Genomic DNA, 20,213 nt, shown 5'->3' on the forward strand with positions numbered 1-20,213 from the left:
GCCGAACTCGGGTATACCCGAGTTCGGGTGGCGCGCCCCGGAATGACGCGCTAAACAAATCAAAACAAAAGGATGGAACACCCCATGGCGTATGAGACGATCAAATACGAGGTCGAGGATCAGATTCTCACCATCACGCTGAATCGCCCCGACAAGCTCAACGCCTTCAACGGCACCATGCAGCAGGAATTGATCGACGCGTTCGACGCCGCCGACAAGGACGACAACGTCCGCGCCATCATCGTCACCGGTGCGGGGCGCGGCTTCTGCGCCGGCGCCGACCTTTCCTCGGGCGCCAACACCTTTGACCGCGACGCCCGGCGCGGGCCGGTGAAGCGGCTTGCCGATGGCAGCGTCGACTACAGCGATCCGCAGGTGCGCGACGGCGGCGGCCAGGTGACGCTGCGCATCTTCAAATGCCTGAAGCCTGTCATCGCGGCCGTCAACGGACCTGCGGTCGGCATCGGCGTCACCATGCAGCTCGCGATGGATATCCGCATTGCGTCCGAGGCCGCGCGCTTCGGCTTCGTGTTCTCCCAGCGCGGCATCGTGCCGGAAGCTGCATCGAGTTGGTTCCTGCCGCGCATCGTCGGCATCTCGCAGGCGCTGGAATGGTGTTATTCCGGCCGCGTATTCCCGGCGCAGGAGGCGCTCGCCGGCCGCCTCGTCAGCAAGGTGGTGCCCCCTGACGATCTGCTGCCGACCGCGCGGGCGCTGGCGAAAGAATTCGCCGCCAAGACCGCGCCGGTGTCGGTCGCGCTGATCCGGCAGATGATGTGGCGAATGATGGGCGCCGACGATCCGATGGAAGCCCACAAGGTCGACAGCCGCGGCATCTACGCCCGCGGCCGCTCCGACGACGTCAAGGAAGGCGTGGTCTCGTTCCTGGAAAAACGCCCGGCGCAGTTCAAGGACAAGGTGTCGGCCAACATGCCCGACTATTTCCCGTGGTGGGACGAGCGCGGGTATAAGTGACCGCGAAGCGGTCATCCCGGGGCGCCCGTTAAACGTCATTGCGAGGAGCGAAGCGACGAAGCAATCCATTCTTTCTTTGTGGCGCGATGGATTGCTTCGCTTCGCTCGCAATAACGGATAGCGAACCGTAGGTGGGCAAAGGCGCCCTTGCGCCGTGCCCACCACGTTCGCGCGACGATGGTGATGGTGGGCACGCTTCGCTTTGCCCACCCTACGCTCCCCTCACCCCATCGTCAGCGCCACCCGCCCGATCGCCTTGCGGTCGGTCAATAGCCGCATCGCGCGGGCGTAGTCTTCCAGCGGCAAACGATGCGAGATGTTGGGACGGATCTTTCCGGCCTCCGCCCATTCTGTCAGCGCCTTGATCCTGACTTCGCCGAGCGTGGGATTTTTCCGCACGGCTTCGCCGGCGCGGACGCCGAGCACGCTGGCACCCTTGATCATCAACAGATTGGTCTTCGCAAGACCGATGCCGCCGGTGAAGCCGATGATCAACAGCCGCGCGCCCCAGTTGATACAGCGCATGCTGTTCTCGAACACCTCGCCGCCGACGGGATCGAACACCACGTCCGCCCCTCGCCCGTCGGTGATGCGCTTGACGGCGTCGCGAAACGGTTCGCGGTCGTAGCGGATGAGATGATCGGCGCCCTTCGCCTTGGCCACCGCAAGCTTGTCGTCACCGGACGCGGTCGCGATCACGGTGGCGCCGAGCATCTTGCCAATCTCGACCGCCGCAAGACCGACGCCGCCGGCGGCGCCATGCACCAGCAGCACCTCGCCTGGCCGAAGCTGGCCACGGTCGATCAGCGCGTGATAGGCCGTACCATGGCCGGCGAGAAACGTCGCGCCTTCGGCGTAGTCAAAGGTAGAAGGCAGCGGCACCAGTTGCGACGGCGTGGCGACGGCCTCGTCGCAATAGGCGCCGTGGCGCATCTTGACGATGACCTTGTCGCCGACAGCTATGCCATCGGCCGCGTTGACCTCGACGACGTCGCCAGCGGCTTCCACGCCCGGCGTAAACGGCAGCGGCGGCTTGAGCTGGTATTCGCCCGCCGCCATCAGCACGTCAGGAAAATTGATCCCGGCGGCGCGAACGGCAACGAGCACCTGCCCCGGCGACAAAGGCACGGAGGCAAAGGTTTCCAGGCGCAGGCTCTCGGGCGGGCCGAGCTCGCGGCATACGACGGCTTTCGGCATCAGGCGGCTTTCTCTTGCACGCGCAACACGGCTTCGCGGATCAGCGGCATCCGGTCGTTGCCGAAGTACATGTCGGTCTTTCCGACGAAAATCGTCGGCGAACCAAAACCGCCGCGTGCCATCACCTCATCGGTATTGGTCTTGAGCTGGTCTTTGATGGCCTGCTGGCCGATGCCTTCGAAGAATTTGACGTGGTCGACGCCGGCCTTCTTGCAGACCTCCGTCAGCACCGAATCCTGCGAGATGTCCTTGTCGCCGCCCCAATAGGTCTCAAACACCGCGCGCGCGAACGGCACCATCTGCTCGCCCGATTCTTTGCCAAGCCAGATGCAGCCGCGCATCGCCTTGACGCTGTTCACCGGAAACACCGTCGGCGGCATCTTGATCGCAAGCCCGGCGGAGCGCGCCCAGTCGGCAAGGTCCTTCTTCATGTAGCGCGCCTTCAGCGGCACCGGCGTCTCGCGCTGCGCATAGACGCTGGGGTTGACGGTATTGAAGATGCCGCCGACCAGGATCGGCCGCCAGCTGATATCGACGCCGAGCTCTTTCGCCAGCGGCTGGATGTTGTGGAAGGCGAGATAGGTCCAGGGGCTGGAACAGTCGAAGAAGAATTCGATCATGGCGTTTCCCTATTATTGTGACGTGCATTTCTCTGCCGTCATTGCGAGCGAAGCGAAGCAATCCATCTGCCGCGCAAAGAAAGACTGGATTGCTTCGTCGCTGCGCTCCTCGCAATGACGGGTGTGGCAACCTATGATTTCCCCGCCATCTCCTTCGCGGCCTGGCCGAACATATTCTTCCGCGCCTCCTCGTCGAACGGCTCCTTCACGAACTTGCCGATCGCGAGCCCGGCCTGCACCTGCGGCCGGGCGCGCACCACGGCGTACCAGCGCTTGATGTTCGGGTAATCGTCGAGCGTAAAGCCTTGCGCCTTGTGGGTCATGGTCCAGGGAAAGCAGGCGATGTCGGCGATCGAATAATCCGGGCCCGCGACATAGGCCCCGGTCTTGCCCAATTGCGTGTCGAGCACGCGGTAGAGCCGGGCCGCTTCGTCGCGATAGCGCTCGATCGCGTAGGGAATTTTCTCAGCCGCATAGAGCGCGAAATGGCCGTGCTGGCCCAGCATCGGCCCGAGCCCGCCCATCTGCCACATCACCCACTGCAAAGCCTGCGAGCGGCCGCGCAGGTCGGAAGGCAGAAAGCGGCCGCTCTTTTCGGCGAGGTAGATCAGGATCGCGCCGGTCTCGAACACCGAAAACGGTCCGCCGCCATCGGCCGGCGCATGATCGACAATTGCGGGAATCCGGTTGTTGGGGCTGATCGCCAGAAACTCGGGGCGAAACTGCTCGCCGGCGCGGATGTTGACGGGAATGACGGTGTAGGGAAGCCCGAGTTCCTCCAGCATGATCGAGATTTTCCAGCCGTTCGGCGTCGGCGCGTAGTGCAAGTCGATCATGGCTCCCTCAATGCCGGCACCTCGGATTTATTCCCGGGTGACGGCGACTTTTGTTGTTCTGTACGGCGATCATAAGACATGGCAGACAGGCGCTCAATCAGACAATCAAAACCTGCCGGGAGGCCGTCATGCTGTTTCCAACCACCATCGCCGGATCGCTGCCGAAGCCGGAATGGCTGGCCGAGCCCAATACGCTGTGGGCGCCCTGGAAGTCCAAAGGCGATGAGCTCGCCCGCGCCAAGCGCGACGCCACCATGCTGGCGGTGAAGCTCCAGGAGGATGCCGGCGTCGATATCGTCACCGAGGGCGAGCAGGCCCGCCAGCATTTCGTCCACGGCTTTCTGGAGAAGATCGAGGGCATCGATTTCGCCCACAAGGTCGAGATGGGAATCCGTAAAGACCGCTACAAGGCGATGGTGCCACAGGTGGTGGCGCCGCTGACCTTGAAGGGCCGCGTCCATGCCGACGAGGCCCGCGTCGCCCGCACCCACACCAAAAACAAACTGAAATTCACCCTGCCCGGCCCAATGACCATCATCGACACCATCGCCGACAAATATTACGGCGACCGGGTCAAGATGGCGTTCGCCTTTGCCGAGCTGCTGAACCAGGAAGCCAAGGCGTTGCAGGCCGACGGCGTCGACGTGATCCAGTTCGACGAACCCGCCTTCAACGTCTACATGGACGAGGTCTCCGACTGGGGCATCAAGGCCCTGGAACGCGCCGCCGAGGGGCTGACCTGCGCCACCGCCGTGCACATCTGTTACGGCTATGGCATCAAGGCCAATACCGACTGGAAGCAAACGCTCGGCAAGGAGTGGCGGCAGTACGAGGATATTTTTCCGGCCATCGCCAAGAGCCCGATTCAGCAGGTCGCGATCGAATGCCGCAATTCGAAGGTGCCGCTGGATCTGCTCGGGCTCTTGACCGGCAAGATCGTCCAGGCCGGCGTCATCGACGTCGCCAGCGACACGGTCGAGACCGCGGAGGATGTGGTTGCCGTGATCGACGCGGTGTCGAAATTCGTGCCGAAGAGCAATATCGTCGCGACGACGAACTGCGGTATGGCGCCGATGCGGCGGGATATCGCGGAGGCGAAACTGATGGCGCTGGGTGCGGGCGCGAAACTGGCACGGGAGAGGTTGGGGTAAAGGTCACCGATGTCGCCGTCATGGCCGGGCTTGTCCCGGCCATCCACGTCTTGGTCAGCCGCTTAAAGAAAGTCGTGGATGCCCGGGTCAAGCCCGGGCATGACGGATCATAGGGCCGTCGTACCTTACGCGATCGGCTCCGCCGCACTCGGATGCAGCACCGGCCGATAGCCCGCCGATATTGCCCGTAGCGTCGACGGCGGCGTCAACAACATCGCATCCTTGATCGTGGTATCGGCCTCGCGATAGCCGGCCATCGACCACACCAGCGCCCTGCCCCGTAGAATGAGAAAACTCTCGGCTCCCACCTGCACCATCGCGCCGTCGGGCAATTCCGCAAGCGGTACCGGCAGTGGATGCAGCCGCTTCTTGGCCCTCGCCAGCCGCTCGCGATGCAGCACCGCATCCATCTCTTTCGCGCGTACATCCGTCACGCCGTTGCCCCGTTCCCACGCGGCGCGAAAGCGGTTGGCGTCGTCGCGGCGGCAGAAGAAACAGGGCCGATGGCCGGCCGCGAACGCGGTCGCTTCGTCGAGGAAGAAAAGTTCGGTCCAGCTCCGGCCGCCCATCACCTTGCGCCGCCAGCCGCGGAATTCGCAGACGCAGGTGAGCCAGGCCGGACTCGACCAGCGCTTTTTCAGCAGCGTCTTGGTCGCGGGATCGTGGATGATGCCGCGATTGCCGGTGAAGATGCCGCGATTGGGATCGGCGACGATGTCGCCGGTGGGGGTGACGCGGTTTTGCAGCGGCATGGCTGAACTATTTTGCCAGCGTCGTCGCGACGCGCATCTTCCACAGGTTCCAGATGCGGTCGATGATGGCCAGATTGACCGTATCCGCCTTGGCGCCCTCGCCCGGCGTCAGGTAGTTCGGCTCGCCGCCAAGCGCGATCGCCTGCGACTGCAGCCGCGCATTGACGTCGGTGTAATAGGCGCGGAACACCGCCAGCTTGACCGACGGTCCAACCGTCACGTCGCCATGGCCGCGCATCAACACCACAGGTTTGTCTGCGAGCGTCAACGCCAGATCCTTGCCGATCGCCGCATTGCGGACCAGCATGTCGGTCTCGCCGAAATCCTTGCGGATGTCCCATAGCGGAGCGCTGGCCGCCAGGAACGCCGCGTTGTGGAACACCGCCCGCAACGGGACCTGGCTGATCGTGTAGGGAATGACGCCCGGTGAATGGGTATGGACGACGGACATGACATCAGGCCGCGCCCGGTAGATCTCGCTGTGGATGAAGCGCTCGAGAAACAGGGTGCGTCCGCGCGCGTCCACGGCATTGCCGTCGAGGTCGAATTCCATGATGTCGTCGGCGGTGACGAGCGCCGGCGAGAGCGATCGCGACATCAGGAAGTGATTGGTTTTCGTTGGATGGCGCGCACTGACATGGCCAAAACCGTCGAGCACGCCGAAGTCGGCGAGGACACGGCTGCCGGTCACGATGTCGTCGAGCAAGGCTGCATCGGCGCCTGGAATCGAATTGGTCTGGGCCTGGGCAGAGGTCCCGGCCAACGCAACGACGAGAACACAAAGGCCAAGTCCGGCGTGAAGGAAGGCTGACCACCCTGTTCGCGCGCAAGCCATCGCCGTCACTCCATCCAGGGTTATGCCGCCCCGTCGCGGATCGGCGGCTGGAACGACAGCGCGGTATCCCAGGGAAAGAAGATCCAGGTGTCCTGCGACACTTCGGTGATGTAGGTATCGACCAGCGGACGGCCTTTCGGCTTGGCGTAGACGGTGGCGAAGTGCGCGTCCGGCATCATGTCGCGGACCAGCCGGCCGGTCTTGCCGGTATCGACGAGGTCGTCGACAATCAAGAGCCCCTTGCCGGTGCCACCGCCGAGCTTGGCGGTGTCGGCGGAAACACCCTTCAGCACCTGAAGCTCGCCCTGCTTGTCGTGATCGTAGCTCGCGATGCAGACGGTATCGATCACGCGGACGCCGAGTTCGCGCGCCACGATCGCGGCCGGCACCAGGCCACCGCGGGTGATGGCAATGACCGCGTGAAACGGCCCGACCTCGTTGAGCCGCCAGGTCAGCGCCCGGCAATCCCGGTGGAACTGGTCCCACGACACCGGAAAGGCCTTGCCGGCGCGCTCCTGCGAGCTGAGTGTTGGTGCATCCGGCGCCATCGTCTTCTCCTGCATATCGAACTCTTAGCTTTTATTTGACGCGTTTTCTTGACGCGAAGCGGTACCCACTTCGCTCGAAAACGCTATGGCCTAGCGGGCGGCCGCGTGGATCGCCGCCAGCATTTCCTTCACCGCGGCCATCGCAGCCGCCAGCTTTTCCGGATCACGCGAACGGACGACCAAATTGGTGTTCGGCTTCTTGTCCTCGTCCTGGAACGGATAGCTGCCGATGATGGTGTCGGGATGGGCGTTGGCGATGTCCCGCAGCGGGCCGCCGATGTCGCCTTCCCGCGCGTCGGCGCGAACCGTGTCCGACAGCATCCGCACGCCCGACTTCAGCTTCGGCGCCACGATGTCCATCATCGCCTGCATGATGGTGGGGATGCCGGCCATCACGATGACATTGCCGAGCTTGAAGCCCGGCGCCAAAATGGTCGCGCTCTGGATCAGCTCGGCGCCATCGGGAACGCGGGCCATGCGCAGCCGCGCCTCGTTGAGGTCCTGCTCGGTCCAGCGCTCCCGAAACCGCGCCACCACCTCGGGATGATGATCGATGCCGACTCCGAACGCCTTGGCGACGCTGTCGGCGGTGATGTCGTCATGGGTCGGGCCGATGCCGCCGGTGGTAAAGACGTAATTGTAGCGATGCCGCAGTGCATCAAGGGCGGCGATGATGTCGGCCTCCTCATCGGCGACGACGCGGACTTCCTTGAGGTCGATGCCGATATTGGTCAGGTATTCGGCGATAAAGCCGATGTTCTTGTCCTTGGTCCGGCCGGACAGGATCTCGTCACCAATGACCAGAATTCCCGCCGTGACGATCTCACTCATGTTTCTCTTCCCCACCTGTCCCCGTCGACATTGCGCAAGCAACGCATTGAAGTCACGGGGGTTTGCTGCCGAAATAAGCACCCGGCAGCCTGATTTTAGGGCAGCACGGCGAACTACCCATACCAAATGCCGCCAGCCAATGCATATCGCGCTGGCCCGGCCCTTGCTACCATCCCGTCAAGTCATGCACTGTGTCGTATGGCTTCCAGAGATAGTCAGGATTTATGGCAGTCGCGTTTGATGAAATGAACCTGCCGGGCGGCGACCTCCGCTCGGCCTACCACGAACTCTCCCGCTGGCTGAAGGAGACGCCCCCCGACGCCCTGGAGTATCGCCGCCAGGAAGCGGAACTGCTGTTCCGCCGGATCGGGATCACCTTTGCGGTCTACGGCGATGCCGAGGCCCAGGAGCGGCTGATCCCGTTCGACGTGATCCCGCGGATCTTTTCGGCCAAGGAATGGACCTTGCTGGAAAAGGGCCTGAAGCAGCGGGTCCGCGCGCTCAACATGTTCCTGCGCGACATTTATCACGGCCGCGACATCCTGCGCGCCAACATCATTCCGGACGATCTGATCTTCCAGAACCCGGTGTTCCGGCCCGAGATGAACGGCCAGGCCGTCCCGCACGACGTCTATGTCCATATCGCCGGGATCGACATCGTCAGAACCGACGCCAACGATTTCATCGTGCTGGAGGACAATGCGCGGACGCCTTCGGGTGTGTCGTACATGCTGGAAAACCGCGAAATCATGATGCGGCTGTTCCCGGACCTGTTCGCCCGCCACCGCGTGGCGCCAGTGGAAAAATATCCCGACGAACTGCTGTCGGCGTTGCGCTCCGTGGCGCCGCTCTCGGCCTCGGCGGAACCGACGGTCGCGCTGATGACGCCCGGCGTCTACAACTCCGCCTATTACGAACACTCGTTTTTGGCCGACAAGCTCGGCATCGAACTGGTCGAGGGCCGCGACCTCATCGTCAAGAACGATGAGGTGTTCATGCGCACCACCGAAGGCCTCAAGCGCGTCGACGTGATCTATCGCCGCGTCGATGACGACTTCCTCGACCCCTTAACCTTCCGTCCGGATTCGGCGCTCGGCGTCCCCGGCCTGATGTCGGCCTATGCGGCCGGCAACATCACGCTGGCGAACGCGGTCGGCACCGGCATCGCCGACGACAAGGCGATCTATTCCTACATGCCGGAGATCGTGAAATTCTATCTCGCCGAAGAGCCGATCCTGAAGAACGTGCAGACCTGGCGTTGCCGCGAGCCGAAGGACCTGTCCTACGTGCTCGATAACCTCGGCGAACTCGTCGTCAAGGAAGTGCACGGCTCCGGCGGCTACGGCATGCTGATCGGCCCCGCCGCGACCAAAGCCACGATCGAAGCGTTCCGCGACAAGCTCAAGCGCGAGCCCGAAGGTTTCATCGCCCAGCCGACGCTGGCGTTGTCGACCTGCCCGACCTGCACGGCTTCCGGCCTTGCGCCGCGTCACGTCGATCTCAGGCCGTTCGTGCTGACCGGCCGCGATCACGTCACCATCGTGCCGGGCGGGCTGACACGCGTCGCGCTGAAGGAAGGCTCGCTGGTGGTCAATTCGAGCCAGGGCGGCGGCACCAAGGACACCTGGATACTGGACGAATAGAGATGCTGTCGCGCACCGCCGAAAACCTGTACTGGCTGGCCCGTTATGTCGAACGGGCGGAATATCTCGCGCGCACCATCGACGCGACGTTACGCGTTACTGCGCTGCCCGCCGCCTATATCGGCAAAACCAACGAGTGGGACTCCGCGCTTCTGACCGCCGGCGTCAGCGCCAGCTTCTATGAGGCCTATCAGGAAGCCAACGAGCAGAACGTCGTCGAGTATCTGGCGTTCTCGCCGTCGAATCCCTCCTCGATCAAAAACTGCATCGAGGCCGCCCGGCTCAATTCGCGCTCGGTCCGTACCGCGCTAACCAGCGAGATGTGGGACACCATCAACTCGGCCTGGATCGAACTGCAGGAAGTCTGGGGCAAGGGAACCTCGACCCGCGAGGAACTGGCAAAGTTCCTGCGCTTCGTGCAGGAAACCTCGCTGCGGTTCGACGGTTCGGCCTACCGGACCATGCTGCGCAACGACGCCTACTGGTTCTCGCGGCTCGGCCTGCACTTGGAGCGCGCCGACAACACCGCCCGCATTCTCGACGTCAAGTATCACGTGCTGTTGCCCGAGGAAGAACATGTCGGCGGCCCGCTGGATTACTACCAGTGGACCTCGATCCTGCGCTCGGTGTCGGCGCTGACGGCCTATCACTGGGTCTACCGCGAGACGCTGAAACCCTGGCTGATCGCCGATTTGCTGATCCTGAACGACACGCTGCCGCGGTCGCTGGCGAGCTGCTACAGCAACCTGGTGCGGAACCTGGACCAGATCGGCGTCGCCTATGGCCGCCAGGGCGCCTCCCAGCGCCATGCCCGCGGCGTCCGCAACCGGCTCGAACACAGCCATATGGACGACATCTTCCAGCACGGCGTCCATGAATTCATCCAGGAATTCATTTCCGATAACGCCCGGCTCGGCGAAATCATCACCAAGCAATATCTGATCTGACGAGTTATAGTTACGGCTGCGAAATTCCGTCATGGCCGGGCTTGTCCCGGCCATCCACGTCTGCTTTGAGAAGGGCGTGGATGCCCGGCACAAGGCCGGGCATGACGATCCCAACTAATCCTGGTCAAGCCATGCGTCTGCGAATTGCCCATTCCACCAGCTATCGCTACGAGCCGCCGGCCACCGGCGTGATCCAGATTCTGCGCATGACGCCGGGCAGTCATGACGGGCAGTACGTCGCCGAATGGCATGTCGACGTCTCGACCGATTCCCGGCTCGACACCCATGAGGACGCCTTCGGCAACGTCACCCATGTGCTGACGCACGGGCCGATCGCCGACCTCACCATCCGCGTCGAGGGCCTGATCGAAACCCACGATACCGGCGGCGTGCTGCGCGGCACCGACGAACGGTTTCCGCCGAGCTTCTTCCTGCGCTCGACCGGACTGACGGAAGTCAATCCGGCGATGGCGACGTTTGCCCGCGAGCTGCGTTCGGAATCCGACGGCGATATCCTCGGCTTCCTGCATGCGCTGATGGTGCAGATCAACGAGCACATGACGTTCGACGAGGATCCGACCAACAGTGGAACCTCGGCGGCGGAAGCCTTCACGCTCAAGCGCGGCGTCTGCCAGGACTATGCGCATATCTTCATCGCCTGCGCCCGCTCCGGCGGCGTGCCGGCGCGGTTCGTGTCCGGGCATTTCCTGCGCTCCGACGGCACCGTGAACCAGCAGGCCGGGCACGCCTGGGCGGAAGCCTTCGTGCCCAATCTCGGCTGGGTCGGGTTCGATCCCGCCAACGCCATCTGCACCACCGACGCCCATGCCCGCGTCGCGATCGGGCTGGATTACCTCGGCGCAGCCCCGGTGCGCGGCACCCGCTATGGCGGCGGCGCGGAAACGTTGACGGTGGCGGTCAAGGTCGACCAGGCCGGACGCTCCGGCCAGTGGCAGAGCCAGTCGTAGGTCTCACCTCGTGATTGCGCCGTAGGGTGGGCAAAGGCGCTCTTCGCGCCGTGCCCACCATCTATCGATAATCACGCTTGGATGGTGGGCACGCTTCGCTTTGCCCACCCTACGAATCCGTCACTTATCCAGCCACACGTCCTCGTACCGCACGTAATTGTACTGGCTGTTGTCGTGCGGCGTGTAACCCCTAACGTAGGGCTGCCAGCAATTGCCGGCGGCGCTGTGCAGGATGATCGGGCGCGCCGCGTCGTCGACCAGGATGCGCTCGATGTCCCAGACCAGCTTCTTGCGCTTTTCACGGTCCAGTTCACGCGATTGCGCCGCCAACAGCTTGTCCACGTCGGCGTTGCAATACTGGGTGTAATTGCGCTCCGACTGGCACGAATAGTTCTCGACGATATTGCCGTCGGGATCGTCGACGCTGACGCCGGTGACGTTGAGGCCGATGGTGTAGTCCTTCTTCGCCAGCCGGGCGTACCAGCGCGGCGTATCGAGAATATCGAGTTCACCCGAGATGTAGATCTTCTTGAGCTGATCGGCGACGATGACGGCGGCATCGCGATAGCTCGGCAGGTTGCGGGTCTGGATCTTGATCGGCAGCGGCTTGGCGTCGCTGTAGCCGAGCTTCTGCATGATCGCCTGCGCCTCGGCGACATTCTTCGCGGTGTCAGGGCCATAGCCCGTGAGCTGTGCCACCATGTCCGGCGGCATGCCCCATTCGCCCTCGGGCTTCGCCAGCATCGCGCCGCCCAGCGTGCCGGTCCCTTCCATCAGGATGGTGTTGAACGCCTTGCGATCCAGCGACAGCGACATCGCCTTGCGAATGTCGGCATTGTCGAACGGCGGGTTGACGCGGTTGACCATCAGGTTGATCTGGGTCCCGGTCTGGATCGTCTGGCAGATTGCCTTCGGCGCCCGCGCCTTCATGTCGTTCATCAGGGGCACGCTGACATCTGAGGGAAAGGTGATGTCATAGTCGCCGGTCGAAAACGCCAGCATCCGCGTCGCGCGATTGTCGATCATCCGGAACGTGATTTCGTCCAGATACGGCCTGTCCTTCTTGAAGTAATCGGGATTGCGCACCAGACGGATCGAATCGCCGCGCTTGAACTCGACGAACTTGAACGGCCCGGTTCCGATCGGCTTGGTGCGCATCACCTGCTGCGGAACATGACAGGGATAGACGGCCGAGAATGCACTGGCGAGCAGCACCGGCAGGCTCGGCTGCGGCTCGCTCAATTCGAAGGTCGCCTCGTAATCGCCGTTGACGCTGACGTCTTGAAGTTTCGTGTACCAGATCTTGCGCGGGTTGCGGTGAAAGTCCTTGGCGTCGCCCTTGCCGATCAGCATCCGCCACGTGCACTGCACGTCCTTGGCGGTGAACGGCTGGCCGTCATGCCACTTCACGCCTTGCCTGAGTTTGAAGGTGAGTTTGGTGTTGGTCTGGTCCCACGACCAGCTTTCCGCCAGATCCGGGATGATGGTGTCGATGCTTTCGTGAACCTTGGTGGAGTCGAAGATGACGAGGTTGTTGAAGACCGCGGAAAACGGCGTCACCGAAGCGATGGTCGATTCCTCGAGCAGCGAGGCCGACGGCGGATTGTCGTTGTGATAGAGCCGCAGCGTGCCGCCCTTCTTCTGGGCGGCGGCGGGGGTTGTGGCGGTCAGCGCGATGCACAATAGCGCAATCGGCGCGACAACGAATAGGCCCCGCAACTTCCTGGCGCGCACGATAACCTCCCCACTAGTTTTCTTTTTCTATAGCTGCTTTTTTCTATAGAACTGCTGTCTATCGAAGGCAATTCGGGAGCGCGCAGATGTCGGCAGGCGACAAGGCATTCACCGGTTCGATCCCCGAAAACTACGATCGCAACATGGTTCCGCTGATCTTTGAGAGCTATGCGCAGGATTTGGCGCAAAGGGCCGTCGCGCTATCGCCCAAGGCTGTGCTGGAAACCGCCGCCGGCAGCGGCGTTGTGACGCGCGCGCTGGCAGCCGTGCTCTCAGCCGACGTCCGCTATGTCGCGACCGACCTCAACCAGCCGATGCTCGATTATGCCGCCACACGGCAAAACGCCGACAGCCGGATCAGTTGGCGCCAGGCGGATGCACAGGCGCTGCCGTTCGAGGATGCAACTTTCGATCTCGTCTGTTGCCAGTTCGGCGTCATGTTCTTCCCGGATCGGCCCTCCGGTTATCGTGAGGCACGGCGGGTACTGAAGCCAGGCGGAAGTTTTCTCTTCAATGTCTGGGATCGCATCGAGGAAAACGTATTCGCCAACGACGTCACCCATGCGCTGGCGACGTTTTTTCCCGACGACCCGCCCCGCTTCATGGCCCGGACGCCGCACGGTTACCACGACATCACATTGATCCGCAGCGACCTCGCAAAGGCCGGCTTTTCGGACGTCACGATCGAGACACGGGAGGCCGTGAGCCGCGCCGCATCGCCGCTTCATGCCGCGACGGCCTATTGCCAGGGAACGCCGTTGCGCAACGAGATCGAGGCCAGAGGTCCCGACCGGCTGCAGGCTGCCACGGAGCATGCAGCAGCCGCGATCGCACAACGACATGGTTCAGGCGAAGTCGCCGCCAAGATCCAGGCCCACGTCATTCTGGCCAAAGCCTGAGCACCAGCGATCGGGTGGACCGACCTTTCTGGCTTTTTACCCGCCGGAAGCCTGCCTTGCGGCCGGGAATTGGGGTTGGACGGTGGGTCGAAATTGGCTACTAGTTGCCCGCCGGCAATTCGGACGGTTTCGGGGACGTGGAATGACCTATTGCTGCGGGGTGCTGGTACGGGACGGTCTGGTGATGATCGCGGATACCCGCACCAATGCCGGTCTCGACAACGTCTCGACCTTTCGCAAGCTGCATATCTTCTCCAAGCCCGGCGAGCGCATCATGGCGATCGCCAGCGCCGGCAATCTGGCGATCAGCCAGTCGGTGCTCTCGACCCTGACCGAAGGGCTGGAAGACCCGCACACCGGCGAGGTCGAGACCCTGATGAACGCGCCGACCATGTTCCAGGCGGCGCAGCGCATCGGCCGCGCCATCCGCAACGTGCACGCGACCGAAGGCGAGGCATTGAAGTCGGAAGACGTCTCCTTTGACGTGTCGTTTCTGTTCGGCGGCCAGATCAAGGGCTCCAAGATGCGGCTGTTCATGGTCTACACCGCCGGCAATTTCATCGAATGCACCACCGACACGCCCTACTTGCAGATCGGCGAGCACAAATACGGCAAGCCGGTGCTCGACCGCGCCATGCACTATGACGTCGAACTGTATGAGGCGTTGAAGACCAGCCTGATCTCGATGGATTCGACGATGCGCTCCAACCTCGGCGTCGGCCTTCCGATCGACGTGCTGGTGGTGCGCACCGATGCCTGCGAGGCCGATCTCAACCACCGTATCGAAGCCGGCGAGCCCTATTTCCACGACCTGCGCTCGCGCTGGTCGGCGGCGCTGCGCGCGGCGCACCAGAACATTCCAAGACCACCCTACAAGACCGAAACAGAAGCAAAAAACTGAAGGCGAGGAAACAATGTCCGAGGCAGCAAACAAGATCGCAGTCGTCACCGGTGCGGGCACCGGGGTCGGACGCGCGGCATCGCTGGCGCTGATGAATGCCGGCTTCACCGTGGTGCTCGCCGGGCGCCGCCTGGAGATGCTGGAAGAAACCAAGAAGCTCGGCGACAACGTCGGCAAGAGCATGAGCGTATCCGCCGACATGACCAGCCCGGCTTCGATCGCGGCGCTGTTCGCCAAGGTGATGGAGACCTACGGCCGGCTCGACGTGCTCTTCAACAATGCCGGCATGGGCGCGCCGCCGGTCAATTTCGAGGATCTCACCCTCGAACAGTGGCAGGCGGTGGTGAACACCAACCTCACCGGGCCGTTTTTGTGCACCCAGCACGCCTTCCGCATCATGAAGGACCAGACCCCGCGCGGCGGCCGCATCATCAACAACGGCTCGATCTCGGCGCATGCGCCGCGGCCCTACTCCGCGGCCTATACCTCGACCAAGCACGCCATCACCGGCCTGACCAAGGCTTCCAACCTCGACGGCCGCAAGTACGACATCGCGGTCGGCCAGGTCGACATCGGCAATGCCGCAACGCCGATGACCGATCGCATGGTCGCCGGCCCCGGCGTGATGCAGCCCGACGGCACCATGAAACAGGAACCGCGGATGGACGCGAAAGCGGTCGGCGATGCCGTCGCCTACATGGCCGGCCTGCCACTCGACGCCAACGTGCTGTTCATGACTGTCATGGCCAGCAAGATGCCGTTTGTGGGACGGGGCTGATCCGCTCCTCGCCGTCATTGCGAGCGAAGCGAAGCAATCCATAGCGCAACAAAGCAAGTTTGGATTGCTTCGTCGCTTCGCTCCTCGCAATGACGGCTTGAGCTACTCCAACCTCTCCACATTCCGCAGCGTCGGAAACAGCTTCATCCACAACAGCGCAATGGCAATGGTGCCGACGCCGCCGAGCACGGCGGCCGGCACCGCGCCGAACAACGCGGCGGTGATGCCGCTCTCGAACTGGCCGAGCTGGTTGGAGGCGTTGATGAACAGGAAATTGACCGCGCCGACCCGGCCACGCATTTCGTCCGGCGTCGCGAGCTGCACCAGCGAAAAGCGAATGACCACGCTGATGGTGTCGGCCGCGCCGAGTATCGCCAGCGCCAGCACCGACAACCACATCCACTGCGACAGTGCGAACACCACGGTGGCTGCGCCGAACACGATCACGGCCTGGAACATCCGCATGCCGACGCGATGGTTGATGGTGTGGTGCGCCAGGAAAGCCGTCATCAGCAATGCACCGACCGCAGGCGCGGCGCGCAAAATGCCGAGACCAAGCGGGCCGGTCTGCAGGATGTCGCGCGCATAGATCGGCAACAGCGCCGTAGCACCTCCGAGCAGCACGGCGAACAGATCGAGCGAGATCGTTCCCAGGATCGACGGATTGTTGCGGACGAAACGCACCCCGGCAAACAGATCGTCCGGCGTCGCCGGGTCCCTGACAGCGGCCGCTTGCGACATCCGGACCATGCCGATGCAGGCCGCCGCAAAAAAGGCGAACGCGCCCATGAGCCCGTAGGCCGCACTGGGCGCGAAAGCATAGGCGAGCCCGCCAAGCGCCGGACCGGTGATGGTGGCAATCTGTGCCGCGCCGCTTGAGATCGCAGTCGCCCGCTGCAGCGAGCCCTGCGGCGCGATCAGCGGCAGCAACGCCGCCAGCGCCGGGCTCTCAAAGGCGCCGACGATTCCGAGCACGAACGTCGCGATGAAAATCTGCGTCACCGTGAGCCAGCCGCCAAAGGCGCCAAAGGCGAGAAACAGCGCCGTCAATCCTTCGACGATCTCGCAGATCTGCACGACGCGTTTGCGTTCGTAGCGGTCCGCGGCGTGGCCGGCCACAAACAGCAGCAGCGCCGTCGGCAGAAACTGAACCAGCCCGATCATGCCGAGCTGCAGGGCGCTGCCGGTCAGGTCGTAGACCTGCCAGCCGATCGCGACCGCGCCGATCTGGGTGGCAAAGCGCGAAAAGCTGCGCGACAGCAGGAACAGCAGAAACGGCCTGTATTTCAGCAGGGCACCGGCGCCGACAGGTATAATGACAGACATGGTGGGACGGGCTTCCTGCTCTTCCAATGTGAGCGCCGTTGCGGCTCTGCTTTCTGTTACGCCGTGGCCGACCCCTCCTCCCTTGTCAATGGCCGGCGCTGAATGGCTGCCCGGCATTGCACTTGCAAGCCCCACTGCCATAATCGCGCGAGGGGGTTTTCGGATCATGCTGCAAGTGCAATCCGCGTTCGGCGTTCTGGCGTTGCTGGCGATCGCCTGGGTGCTCGGCGAAAACCGCCGCGCGGTCTCGTTGCGGCAGATGGCGATAGGTCTTGCCGTCACGGTCGCGACTGCGCTGGTGCTGATCAAGCTGCCCCCCGTGGCCAAAGCGTTCGGCGCCATCAACGATGCCGTCGGCACCATCGCGGCCGCATCCCGCGCGGGGACTTCTTTTGTATTCGGCTATCTCGGCGGCGGCGCGCTGCCGTTCGATCTCAAGGCGCCGGGCGCGGATTTTATCCTGGCGTTCCAGGCGCTGCCGATCATTCTGGTGATGAGCGTGCTGACGACGTTGCTGTTCTACTGGCGCGTGCTGCCGCCGGTCGTGCGCGGCATGGCCTGGCTGCTCGAACGTACGCTCGGCGTCGGTGGCGCGGTGGGGCTCTCCACCGCTGCCAACATTTTTCTCGGCATGGTCGAAGCGCCGCTGTTCATTCGCCCCTATCTCGCGAGCCTCACTCGCAGCGAATTGTTTCTGGTGATGACCGGCGGCATGGCCGGCATCGCCGGCACCGTGCTGGTGCTCTACGCCACCTTGCTGGCGCCTTTGATCCCGGATGCGGCGGCGCATTTCGTGATCGCGTCCGTGCTAGGCGCGCCGGCCGCGATCCTGATCAGCCTGATCATGGTGCCGGAGACGTCCAACCAGCGCACCGGCGGCGCGATGGCGGATCCCGACCTGCACGCGTCGAGTACGATGGACGCGATCGTCAAGGGCACCACGAGCGGGCTCGAACTGCTGCTCAACATCATCGCGATGCTGCTGGTGCTGGTGGCGCTGGTCTATCTCGCCAACGCTTTTCTTGGGCTGCTGCCCGAGATCGGCGGCGCCAAAATCTCGCTGCAGCGGCTGCTCGGCTATCTGATGGCGCCGGTGTGCTGGCTGATGGGCCTGCCCTGGCCGCAGGCGATCACCGCGGGAAGCCTGATGGGCACCAAGACCGTGCTCAACGAATTGATCGCCTATGTCGATCTGTCGAAACTCGGGACCGACGCGCTCGATCCACGCTCGCGGCTGATCATGCTGTATGCGATGTGCGGCTTTGCCAATTTTGCCAGCCTCGGCATCATGATCGGCGGCCTCGGCACCATGGCGCCGGAGCGGCGCGAGGAAATCAACGCGCTCGGGTTGAAGTCGATCGTGTCGGGCACGCTGACGACGTGTTTGATGGGGGCGATCGTGGGGGTGATGACGCCCTAGCCGCCGTCATTGCGAGGAGCGCAGCGACGAAGCAATCCATAGCGCTGCAAGTGGAGGAATGGATTGCTTCGCTGCGCTCGCAATGACGGCGAAGGACGCGCGCCAATCAGCTCGACAACTCCACCGTCTTGAACTCCGCCGGCAAGATCACTTCCAAGAGTTCGACGTCGTCGGAATAATCCATGATCAGGTGCTTGATCCGCGGCGGCTGGGTCCAGGCGCTGCCTTGTTTCATCAGCGTCTCGCCCTGGCCTTCCATGTAGGTTTTCACCCAGCCCTTGAGCACGTAGACCATCTGGAATTCGACGTCGTGATAATGCAGTTTTGAAACTTCTGCCGGATTGCACGGGCCGATCAGCCGGATCACATGCGCCTGCGCCAGGCCGTGGCTCGCCTGGGATATGCCGAGGTCGCGGTACTGCGCGTAGGTGCGCAGGCCGTCGGCCTTGAAGTCTTCTTCGCGGTGATGGCTGATGGCGATGCGCTGCTTCGGCCGCGCTTTCGACTTGACCGCCTTGTTGGCCTCCTTGGCCGCTTTGGCTTTGACGGCCGATAGCCCCCTCGCCTTCGACTTCACGGTCTTGCGGGCCGAGGATTTGGCGGACGCCTTGTGGCCCGCCCATTTCTTTTTCACCGCAGTCTTTGCCGCGGCTCTGGATGCCGTCTTTTGCTTGGCCATTGGTAGCCTCCCCGTTTGTTGGTCCGGAAAGGCTAGCACAAAAAATGGATTTCGTAGGGTGGCGAAGGTGCGCTTCGCACCGTGCCCACCATCTCTCATTCCTGTTGCTCTGCAGCGGTGGGCACGCTTCGCTTTGCCCACCCTACGAAGCTTCGGTCCAGCTAATTCAATGCAGCCTGAACACGCCGTCGACGGCGCGAAGCTCGGCCGGCTTGATCAGCTTGGAATGCGCCACCGTCACCGAGAACAGCGGGCCTTCGAGCTTTTCCTCCCAAAAGGCGAGGAAATCCTTCAGCGCCGGAAATTTCGGAAACAGATCGTAGTTCTGCCAGACATAGGTCTGCAGCAATGAGGGATGATCCGGCATCCGATACAGGATTTGCGCCGTCGTCAGCCCATAACCGAGAACCTGCTTCCGGAAATCGTCGGAAACAACCCCAACCCGCGAGACCATGCCAACCTCCATTGTAGGAAGCGCATTTCACGTGGTGGCCGCACCGAGCCACCCCGGCGGAGATGCGCTCACATGAGAGAAATGTGACGCACGATACCCACCCATCACAAGCCTAAATGTTTAACGATCTGTTGAAAAAGTTCGCGTTAGCAGCAGCTTACCGCACGTGCTAATACGGGGTCGGCCGCTTATTTTTGGCCGTTAACTCTGCTTAACGAAATTGGCAGGCGTCACATTTGAGTGCCAATTTTTCTGCTAGAAGCCCTTGTTCCCCGCCCCAGACTGGCTTATGTCCAGCGCAGCCGAGCTAGCACTCGCTAGCGCGGACTGCCAAATTTTAAAAATCTGACAACATCTTCAGAAACTTAGGAGGACTGCATGAAATTCCGTCCGCTTCACGACCGCGTCGTGGTCAAGCGCATCGACGCCGAAGAGAAGACCGCTGGCGGCATCATCATTCCGGACAGTGCCAAGGAAAAGCCGTCGCAGGGCGAAATCACCGCCGTGGGCCCAGGTGGCCGTGACGAAGCTGGCAAGCTGATCCCGATCGACCTCAAGGTCGGCGACCGCGTCCTGTTCGGCAAGTGGTCGGGCACCGAGGTCAAGCTCGACGGCCAGGAGCTGCTGATCATGAAGGAAAGCGACATCATGGGCGTCCTCACCGACGTTCCCGCGACCAAGAAGAAGGCCGCCTAAGCTTTACGCCGCACACGCTCACC

21 protein-coding genes are annotated in these 20,213 nt (G+C 62.9%); 10 read left to right on the forward strand and 11 right to left on the reverse strand.

Annotated elements, in window-relative coordinates; genetic code table 11:
* The first annotated feature begins 84 nt into the window (after positions 1-84).
* Entirely contained in the window at positions 85-975 is an 891-nt protein-coding gene (locus tag BLS26_RS04715) for a crotonase/enoyl-CoA hydratase family protein (RefSeq protein ID WP_092508872.1), read from the forward strand.
* Between the two features lie 222 nt (positions 976-1,197).
* On the opposite strand, the gene BLS26_RS04720 is transcribed toward BLS26_RS04715, so the two are convergent.
* From BLS26_RS04720 to BLS26_RS04730, 3 genes are all read right to left on the reverse strand, one after another.
* Positions 1,198-2,172, reverse strand: coding sequence for an NADPH:quinone oxidoreductase family protein (locus tag BLS26_RS04720; protein ID WP_092508874.1), 975 nt, complete (start codon positions 2,170-2,172; stop codon positions 1,198-1,200).
* On the reverse strand, positions 2,172-2,792 hold the full coding sequence (locus BLS26_RS04725) for a 2-hydroxychromene-2-carboxylate isomerase (RefSeq protein WP_092508876.1): 621 nt from the start codon (positions 2,790-2,792) through the stop codon (positions 2,172-2,174). Before BLS26_RS04725 ends, BLS26_RS04720 begins: the two co-directional genes overlap by 1 nt.
* Before the next feature lie 131 nt (positions 2,793-2,923).
* Positions 2,924-3,628 carry a glutathione S-transferase N-terminal domain-containing protein gene (locus BLS26_RS04730; RefSeq protein ID WP_092508878.1) on the reverse strand — a complete coding sequence of 235 codons (705 nt, stop codon included), beginning with the start codon at positions 3,626-3,628 and terminating at the stop codon, positions 2,924-2,926.
* Positions 3,629-3,756: 128 nt separating this feature from the next.
* Between BLS26_RS04730 and BLS26_RS04735 the strand changes: the two genes are divergently transcribed.
* A complete protein-coding gene (locus tag BLS26_RS04735) occupies positions 3,757-4,779 on the forward strand; it encodes a methionine synthase (protein ID WP_092508880.1) in 1,023 nt (340 codons plus the stop codon).
* 125 nt (positions 4,780-4,904) lie between these two features.
* Here BLS26_RS04735 and BLS26_RS04740 read toward each other — a convergent pair whose 3' ends face one another.
* The 4 genes from BLS26_RS04740 to BLS26_RS04755 form a co-directional block, all read right to left on the reverse strand.
* On the reverse strand, positions 4,905-5,531 hold the full coding sequence (locus BLS26_RS04740) for a hypothetical protein (protein WP_092508882.1): 627 nt from the start codon (positions 5,529-5,531) through the stop codon (positions 4,905-4,907).
* Between the two features lie 7 nt (positions 5,532-5,538).
* Positions 5,539-6,366, reverse strand: a complete 828-nt coding sequence (locus tag BLS26_RS04745) for a class II aldolase/adducin family protein (RefSeq protein WP_092508884.1) — start codon at positions 6,364-6,366, stop codon at positions 5,539-5,541.
* Between the two features lie 20 nt (positions 6,367-6,386).
* Entirely contained in the window at positions 6,387-6,914 is a 528-nt protein-coding gene (gene gpt, locus BLS26_RS04750; protein ID WP_092517629.1) for a xanthine phosphoribosyltransferase, read from the reverse strand.
* Positions 6,915-7,004: 90 nt separating this feature from the next.
* On the reverse strand, positions 7,005-7,745 hold the full coding sequence (locus tag BLS26_RS04755) for a molybdopterin-binding protein (protein ID WP_092508886.1): 741 nt from the start codon (positions 7,743-7,745) through the stop codon (positions 7,005-7,007).
* A gap of 224 nt (positions 7,746-7,969) precedes the next feature.
* Between BLS26_RS04755 and BLS26_RS04760 the strand changes: the two genes are divergently transcribed.
* The 3 genes from BLS26_RS04760 to BLS26_RS04770 all read left to right on the forward strand — a co-directional run bounded on the left by BLS26_RS04760 (position 7,970) and on the right by BLS26_RS04770 (position 11,303).
* Positions 7,970-9,388 (forward strand): circularly permuted type 2 ATP-grasp protein, encoded by a 1,419-nt coding sequence (locus BLS26_RS04760; protein WP_092508888.1) that lies wholly within the window; start codon positions 7,970-7,972, stop codon positions 9,386-9,388.
* 2 nt (positions 9,389-9,390) lie between these two features.
* Positions 9,391-10,335 carry an alpha-E domain-containing protein gene (locus tag BLS26_RS04765; RefSeq protein WP_079587449.1) on the forward strand — a complete coding sequence of 315 codons (945 nt, stop codon included), beginning with the start codon at positions 9,391-9,393 and terminating at the stop codon, positions 10,333-10,335.
* Between the two features lie 131 nt (positions 10,336-10,466).
* Positions 10,467-11,303: a transglutaminase family protein gene (locus BLS26_RS04770; protein ID WP_092508890.1), complete on the forward strand. Its 837-nt coding sequence runs from the start codon at positions 10,467-10,469 to the stop codon at positions 11,301-11,303.
* Between the two features lie 120 nt (positions 11,304-11,423).
* On the opposite strand, the gene BLS26_RS04775 is transcribed toward BLS26_RS04770, so the two are convergent.
* A complete protein-coding gene (locus BLS26_RS04775) occupies positions 11,424-13,037 on the reverse strand; it encodes an ABC transporter substrate-binding protein (protein WP_244541842.1) in 1,614 nt (537 codons plus the stop codon).
* Positions 13,038-13,123: 86 nt separating this feature from the next.
* Between BLS26_RS04775 and BLS26_RS04780 the strand changes: the two genes are divergently transcribed.
* From BLS26_RS04780 to BLS26_RS04790, 3 genes are all read left to right on the forward strand, one after another.
* A complete protein-coding gene (locus BLS26_RS04780) occupies positions 13,124-13,936 on the forward strand; it encodes a class I SAM-dependent methyltransferase (protein ID WP_092508894.1) in 813 nt (270 codons plus the stop codon).
* A gap of 142 nt (positions 13,937-14,078) precedes the next feature.
* Positions 14,079-14,837: a proteasome-type protease gene (locus BLS26_RS04785; RefSeq protein WP_092508896.1), complete on the forward strand. Its 759-nt coding sequence runs from the start codon at positions 14,079-14,081 to the stop codon at positions 14,835-14,837.
* A gap of 13 nt (positions 14,838-14,850) precedes the next feature.
* A complete protein-coding gene (locus tag BLS26_RS04790; RefSeq protein ID WP_092508898.1) occupies positions 14,851-15,615 on the forward strand; it encodes an SDR family oxidoreductase in 765 nt (254 codons plus the stop codon).
* 102 nt (positions 15,616-15,717) lie between these two features.
* On the opposite strand, the gene BLS26_RS04795 is transcribed toward BLS26_RS04790, so the two are convergent.
* Positions 15,718-16,941: an MFS transporter gene (locus tag BLS26_RS04795; RefSeq protein ID WP_092508900.1), complete on the reverse strand. Its 1,224-nt coding sequence runs from the start codon at positions 16,939-16,941 to the stop codon at positions 15,718-15,720.
* 166 nt (positions 16,942-17,107) lie between these two features.
* Between BLS26_RS04795 and BLS26_RS04800 the strand changes: the two genes are divergently transcribed.
* A complete protein-coding gene (locus tag BLS26_RS04800; protein WP_092508902.1) occupies positions 17,108-18,361 on the forward strand; it encodes a NupC/NupG family nucleoside CNT transporter in 1,254 nt (417 codons plus the stop codon).
* Positions 18,362-18,467: 106 nt separating this feature from the next.
* On the opposite strand, the gene BLS26_RS04805 is transcribed toward BLS26_RS04800, so the two are convergent.
* Both BLS26_RS04805 and BLS26_RS04810 read right to left on the reverse strand, forming a co-directional pair.
* Positions 18,468-19,040 (reverse strand): cupin domain-containing protein, encoded by a 573-nt coding sequence (locus BLS26_RS04805; protein ID WP_092508904.1) that lies wholly within the window; start codon positions 19,038-19,040, stop codon positions 18,468-18,470.
* Positions 19,041-19,206: 166 nt separating this feature from the next.
* The gene (locus BLS26_RS04810) at positions 19,207-19,494 is read right to left on the reverse strand and encodes an usg protein (RefSeq protein ID WP_027539691.1); all 288 of its coding nucleotides are present in this window, start codon (positions 19,492-19,494) and stop codon (positions 19,207-19,209) included.
* Positions 19,495-19,872: 378 nt separating this feature from the next.
* On the opposite strand from BLS26_RS04810, the gene BLS26_RS04815 reads away from it, so the two are divergent.
* Positions 19,873-20,190, forward strand: coding sequence for a co-chaperone GroES (locus tag BLS26_RS04815; RefSeq protein WP_027539690.1), 318 nt, complete (start codon positions 19,873-19,875; stop codon positions 20,188-20,190).
* Positions 20,191-20,213: the final 23 nt, after the last annotated feature.

The organism is Afipia sp. GAS231, assembly GCF_900103365.1.
Lineage (GTDB): Bacteria > Pseudomonadota > Alphaproteobacteria > Rhizobiales > Xanthobacteraceae > Bradyrhizobium.